Source organism: Catenulispora rubra (assembly GCF_015356825.1).
Taxonomy (GTDB): Bacteria; Actinomycetota; Actinomycetes; order Streptomycetales; family Catenulisporaceae; genus Catenulispora; species Catenulispora rubra.
The window spans coordinates 1-3,242 of the sequence record NZ_JAACYW010000522.1 but is presented as its reverse complement, the minus strand read 5'-3'; the positions used below and the strand labels follow the sequence as shown (position 1 = coordinate 3,242).

Genomic DNA, 3,242 nt, shown 5'->3' with positions numbered 1-3,242 from the left:
GCGGCCGTCCACCGAGCACCGTTGATGGCGGACGGCCGGCGCCGGCGAGGTCCGCCGCGCCTACCGCGCCACTGCGCTACTGCGCCGCGGCGTGGTTGCGGTGGTTGCGCACCACCTCGTCGATGATGAAGTTCAGGAACTTCTCCGCGAACTCCGGGTCCAGGCGCGCCTCCTCGGCCAGCGACCGCAGCCGCTTGATCTGCACGGCCTCGCGGTCGGGGTCGACCGCCGGCATGCCGTACTTGGCCTTCAGCCGCCCGACCTGCTGGGTGCACTTGAAACGCTCCGCGAGCAGGTGCACGACGGCCGAGTCGAGGTTGTCGATGCTGGCGCGGAGCTCCAGGAGACGGCCGCGCGCGTCCTCCTGCGATGCCTCGGTGTCTTGCATTGTGGACAAATCGCTCGTCATGCAGCCAAGGGTACCGGTGCCCGCGCTCGAAACCTCAGTGACCATGTCTCGGATCGCGAGACGGTACGGGTAACCCCTATATCAGAGCTCTAAATTACTGGGGCTCAAGCGCCGCGGCGGACTTGAGAATCCCGACGGCCCGAGTCCGCATCTCAGGGCTATGATCCGCTTCGGGGGCGCCCGCGCTCCCGGCGCCCGAACCACCCCGAAACACTCACGAGGTGTCGCTCATGGTTCGTCCCTTCCGATTCGGCGTCAACATGATCACCCCGGCGGCCCGCGATCGATGGCGGGAGAAGTGCCGCAGGGCTGAGGCGCTCGGCTTCGATGTCATCACCGTGGCCGACCACCTCGGCATGCCTGCGCCGTTCCCCGCGCTCGTCGCCGCGGCGGAGGCCACTGAGCGGCCGCGACTGGGGACGTTCACGCTCAACGCCGGGTTCTTCAACCCGATGCTGCTGGCCCGTGAGGTCGCCACGACGGATCTGCTCACCGACGGCCGCCTCGAACTCGGACTCGGTACCGGCTACATAAGAGCCGAGCACGACAGGGCGAATCTGCCGTTCGGCACCCCCGGCGAGCGCGTCGCGCATCTGCGGGCCACGATCGAGGAGCTCGATCGGCTCGCCGTCGCCGAGGATTTCGCGCCGCATCCGCTGCAGACGCCCCGGCCGCCGCTGCTGATCGGCGGCAACGGGGACCGGATGCTGGAGCTGGCCGCGCGGCACGCCGAGATCGTCGCGTTCACCGGTGCCGCCGCGAATCCGGCCGATCCGATGGGGAGTCCCCGTGCTCTCGGTGCAGAAGAGTTGGAAGCACGCGTTGCCGCGTACCGGAAGTTCGCCGCGGAGCGCCCCGAGCCGGCCGAACTCAATCTCCTGATTCAGATGATCATGCCCACGGACGACCGCCGCGCCGCCATCCGGCCGCACCTGGTCCACCTCCCGCACCTCACCGAGGACCAGGCGCTCGAACTGCCGATCCTGCTCATCGGCAGCACGCAGCAGATGGCCGAGCAGCTGCGGGCGCAGCGGGAGCGCTTCGGCATCTCGTATCTCACCGTGCTGGAGCCGTGGATGGAGGCCTTTGTGCCGGTCATGGAGGCACTGCGCGGCGAGTAGGCGCCGCCTTTCGACACGCTCTGGACTGGGCCCGGCCCAGAGTCGTCGACCTTCTGTACCTACTGGTATGTACACTGGCTCCGTGAGTACGAGAGAGCGGCTCATCGAGAGCACCCGCACGCTGCTGTGGGAGCGCGGCTACGTCGCGACCAGTCCGAAGACCATCCAGCAGCTGGCCGACGCCGGCCAGGGCAGCATGTACCACCACTTCTCCGGCAAGGAGGAGCTGGCCCGCGTCGCCATCGACCGCACCGCCGAAGAGATGCGCGCGAGCGTGGGTGCCCTGCTGTCCGGCCCGGGCACCCCGCTGGAGCGCATCTCCACCTACCTCCGTCGCGAGCGCGAGGTCATGAAGGGCTGCCCGATCGGCCGGCTGACCCAGGACCCGGATGTGATGGCCACGCCGATGCTGGTCGCGCCGGTAGCCGAGACGCTGAACTGGCTGCGCGAGCGCCTGGCCGCCCTGGTGGCGGAAGGCGTCGCCGACGGCGAACTGAACCCGGCGCTCGATCCGGTGACCACGGCGGCCGCGATCGTCGCCACCCTCCAGGGCGGGTACGTCCTCGCGCGCGCCGCGAACGACCCGCAGGCCTTCCAGCAGGCGATCGAGGGCGTGCTCGCGCTGCTCGGCGCCCCATCCGTCCGCTGACCACCGAAGGAAGACCGATCATGCAGATTTCCCGCGCGCCCCGCACCGGAATCCCCGCCTCGTCCGAGTGGATCACCGGCGGCGCTCTCATCGACGGACTCGCCGTGCCGACCGGCCCGTCCCGCACGCAGGTCGACAGCGTGCGCTTCGAACCCGGCGCCCGCACCCGCTGGCATCACCACCCGCTGGGCCAGGTCCTCGTCGTCACGGACGGCACGGCGCTGATGCAGCGCCGCGGCGGTGCGGTCGAGACCGTCCACACCGGCGACAGTGTGCGGATCGAGGCGGGCGAATGGCACTGGCACGGCGCGACGCCCGACGGCGCCATGACCCATCTGGCGATCGAGGAGTTGCCGGAGGACGGGAGCACCGCAGAGTTCGGCGATGCCGTGACGGACGCTGAATACGAGGCCGGACATACGGATGTCGCGGGCGCCGAGGCCGAGGCCGACACGGCCGCCACCGAAGCAGAGCCGCCGATGAGCCGAGTCATCGTCATGGACCAGAAGCTGCCCGAACCCCTCGCCACGCACCGCGTCGAGATCCGCCGGATCACCATCGCGCCGGGATACGCCGCCGGGCTGCACGTCCACAACGGCCCGGTCTTCGGCAGCATCGAGACCGGCTCGGCCGTGTACCAGATCGAGGGCGAGCCCGCGGTCGTCCTCGGGCCGGGGGACGTGTTCCACGAGCCCGAGGGCGTGCGGATCGCACGCTTCGACGCGCAGCAGGACGGGGTGACGTTCCTCGGCTACTTCCTGCTCGCCGACGGCGTGAACGCCGAGCTCGTCTTCCCCGACCAGGATTGAGAGTTCAAGTCAAGGCATCACGCATCACGCAAGGACGTGCATCTCGACATCGGTCTTCACTCTTTCCACTTGACGCTTCAAGTCATAGCGCCTAGAGTCTCACTTGAAGACGCAAGTCGAAACCACACCAACCCGCAGAAGGGTGAAGACCATGAAAGTCGCACTCACCGGCGCCACCGGGTTCATCGGCTCGCACGTCCTGGCCGAGCTCCGCGAGCACGGCCACGAGGTGGTCGCGCTCGTCCACAACGAAG

5 protein-coding genes are annotated in these 3,242 nt (G+C 69.0%); 4 read left to right on the top strand and 1 reads right to left on the bottom strand.

Annotated features, from left to right (window positions below):
* Positions 1-76: 76 nt before the first annotated feature.
* Complete coding sequence (locus GWK61_RS53415) at positions 77-409, bottom strand: chorismate mutase (RefSeq protein ID WP_194922065.1); 333 nt, start codon at positions 407-409, stop codon at positions 77-79.
* Between the two features lie 230 nt (positions 410-639).
* Between GWK61_RS53415 and GWK61_RS53410 the strand changes: the two genes are divergently transcribed.
* From GWK61_RS53410 to GWK61_RS61310, 4 genes are all read left to right on the top strand, one after another.
* Positions 640-1,530 (top strand): LLM class F420-dependent oxidoreductase, encoded by an 891-nt coding sequence (locus tag GWK61_RS53410; RefSeq protein ID WP_194922063.1) that lies wholly within the window; start codon positions 640-642, stop codon positions 1,528-1,530.
* Between the two features lie 82 nt (positions 1,531-1,612).
* Positions 1,613-2,179, top strand: coding sequence for a TetR/AcrR family transcriptional regulator (locus GWK61_RS53405; RefSeq protein WP_323748186.1), 567 nt, complete (start codon positions 1,613-1,615; stop codon positions 2,177-2,179).
* Between the two features lie 20 nt (positions 2,180-2,199).
* Entirely contained in the window at positions 2,200-2,988 is a 789-nt protein-coding gene (locus GWK61_RS53400) for a (R)-mandelonitrile lyase (protein ID WP_194922059.1), read from the top strand.
* 151 nt (positions 2,989-3,139) lie between these two features.
* Positions 3,140-3,242 (top strand): NAD-dependent epimerase/dehydratase family protein (locus tag GWK61_RS61310; protein ID WP_194922057.1); only part of this gene is annotated, 103 nt, incomplete at its 3' end.